This window comes from Perlabentimonas gracilis (genome assembly GCF_011174675.1).
In the GTDB taxonomy this organism is placed as follows: Bacteria; Bacteroidota; Bacteroidia; order Bacteroidales; family Tenuifilaceae; genus Perlabentimonas; species Perlabentimonas gracilis.
Map to the genome: position 1 here is coordinate 1 of NZ_JAANIG010000092.1, position 2,695 is coordinate 2,695.

Annotated in this window: 2 protein-coding genes and 1 pseudogene; all 3 read left to right on the forward strand. The window is 43.9% G+C overall.

The window, feature by feature from the left end:
- Positions 1–199 precede the first annotated feature (199 nt).
- A complete protein-coding gene (locus tag G8O23_RS17170; protein WP_166367142.1) occupies positions 200–436 on the forward strand; it encodes a DUF4160 domain-containing protein in 237 nt (78 codons plus the stop codon).
- Positions 433–954, forward strand: a complete 522-nt coding sequence (locus G8O23_RS17175; protein ID WP_166367143.1) for a helix-turn-helix domain-containing protein — start codon at positions 433–435, stop codon at positions 952–954. Before G8O23_RS17170 ends, G8O23_RS17175 begins: the two co-directional genes overlap by 4 nt.
- Positions 955–1,683: 729 nt before the next feature.
- Positions 1,684–2,598: pseudogene (locus G8O23_RS17185) on the forward strand (reverse transcriptase domain-containing protein); the annotation flags it as partial.
- Positions 2,599–2,695: the final 97 nt, after the last annotated feature.

Consider the following 2,695-nt stretch of genomic DNA (forward strand, 5'->3'; position numbering starts at 1 on the left):
GCAATCTGCCTTCAGAGAGCTTGAGCCGTATGAGGTGAAAGTCTCACGTACGGTTCTTAGGGGACAAGGGCGGAGCAATCCGCCTGCGTTACCCGACACGAAATCACAAGTTTGATTGGTTTTCCAAAGTGGCTAGAAAAAATTGATTAAAAATTTGCATTGATGTACCCAATTAGATACCTTTGCAAAAAAAGACTAAATGCCAACGATTGAAAATGTAGATGGAGTTAAGATTGTAATCCACAACGGAGAACATAGACCACCACACATTCACGCGATATACAGCGAATTTGAAGTGCTGATTGAAATTGAAACAGGCAAAATTTATGCGGGAGATTTACCGACTAAGCAACTGAAGAAAGCGTTTGATTGGATTGCAGGAAACAAAGATTTAGCATTATCAATTTTTAATGAACTTAATCCACAGCTGAAATGAGAAAACATATTAAAATACCAAGAATTCTAAAGATAAACTGGATAAAGGGATTATCTATTTCGGTTGTTTACAACAACGGAGAGTCAAGAATAATTGATTTTAGAAGTGTATTGCTGAAAATAGGCGTTGATGAAAATTCGCCAGCTTCAATCCTTTTCAACGAAGACGAATTTAAGAAAGTAGAATTAGAGAACAATACGCTATCGTGGAATAATGTTGAACAATACATAACGTTAAGACACAACGAAAAAGTAAAAGTACCCTTTGAAATTGGGGCTGATGTTTTACTAAAATATAGCCAACCAGAAAAAAACGATGTTGCCCTGAAAATTGGTCGGTTGATTAGAGAATCCCGAATGCGTTCTGGACTCACACAGCAAGAATTAGCAATAAAAAGCGGTACGACAAGAAATTACATCTCTCGAATAGAAAATGATCGCTCTGACATAGAGATTGCCACTTTGAGAAAAATCGTTGAAACTGGATTAGGGAAACAGCTAGACGTTAGAATTAAATAGCTACCGCCAACAAGGGGTGTAAGCAATGTGGGGGATGTGATGACTTCGAGTTGGCAGAACTCGCACGGGGGCGGCACTTACGGCGGATGACCACGCTGCACCACGTCATCCCCCACTGCTCACAACCCCCAGCCGTTATGCACCATAGTAGGTGCGACACGAGGCTGTCCGAATAACTGTTAAACGCTCTTTGAATACCAAGACTGATTTAACCTCATGTTCCATCATGAGTAACCTACCGGCACATGCGTCAATGGCAACGTTGGGGTGTGAAGCTGTCGGGACAAAGCTACCCGAGGATTAGCAACATTTCCAAGGGCGCTGGTTTGGATGGTATGGTGAAATTATGTTAACTGCCGTTGACGTACCGTCATGCGCGAAAGAGTGAAAGTTGATGATACACTCTGACCAAAAGGTAGGAAGCCAGGCTGCAAGTACGCTACATACGAGCACATGGATGTTGAGCTTCCGGTATATAGGCAGCACCTAACCCACCCTGTTAAACAGACGGAACGTGGTAAGCCTGTACGTCTCCATGGTTGCAAATGGTAGGGATTTCGTGAGAAATCCACAATGGTGTGCAGGTATGGGAGGATGGATGAAGCGAAAGCCATCTTGTAATGAGGTGGATAGGGGTTCCGCATTTGCCCCCGGTGAAAACCGTGCAGACTTCCATCTGGTTCTCTGTTGCAAGAAAATTGTAGTAAGACTTTTATTCAGGAAATGCAAATGAAGCCCGACACAAAGGACTGTGCGCCTGTTGCCAACCACTCTAACTGGAACGCCATCGATTGGACGAAAGTGGAGCGGTCGGTCAAGTCATTACAACGACGTATTGCAAAGGCAATAAGGGAAGGGAAACATGGCAAAGCCAAAAGCCTGCAATGGATTCTTACCCACTCGTTTCATGCCAAACTTTGGGCGGTGAAACGGGTTACTGAAAACAAAGGAAAACGGACGCCCGGCGTGGATAAGATACGCTGGAAAAACCCAAGCCAAAAACTATTGGCTACCACATCTTTAGTCAGGAAGGGCTACAAAGCGTTGCCTCTTCGCCGTCTTTACATCCTTAAAAAGAACGGTAAGAAAAGACCGTTGGGGATTCCCACCATGAAAGACCGGGCTTTTCAGGCTTTACACCTTCTTGCCCTCGAACCTGTGTCCGAAACGCTTGCCGACAAAGGCTCGTACGGATTCCGACTACTACGGAGCTGCCACGATGCCTTGGAAAGATGTTTCATTCATCTTTCACGCAACGACAGCGCAACTTGGATTCTCGAAGGGGACATCAAGGGATGCTTCGACAATATTAGCCATCAATGGCTTATCGAGAACATCCCCATGGACAAAAAGATACTGCAACAATGGCTTAAAGCCGGGTTTATGGAAAACAAACAATTATTTCCAACCGAGCAAGGTACTCCGCAGGGGGGAATTATATCCCCCACCCTCGCCAACATGACCCTCGATGGCCTTGAAAGTATGCTTGACAAAGCCTTTGGCATCTCCATAAGACCAGACGGCTGCCGCAAAAACAACAAGTATAAAATCCACCTCATTCGTTATGCCGACGACTTCATTGTGACGGCTAACAAAAAGGAAATACTGGAAAACAAGGTCAAGCCTCTCATTGAGGAATTTCTTGGGATCAGTTTAAAAAGTTGTGGAGAAATGATAAAAGCATAATCTTTGTAGTTTTTAAATTACCAGGATTATGTCATCAGATAACGAACATTTTAAC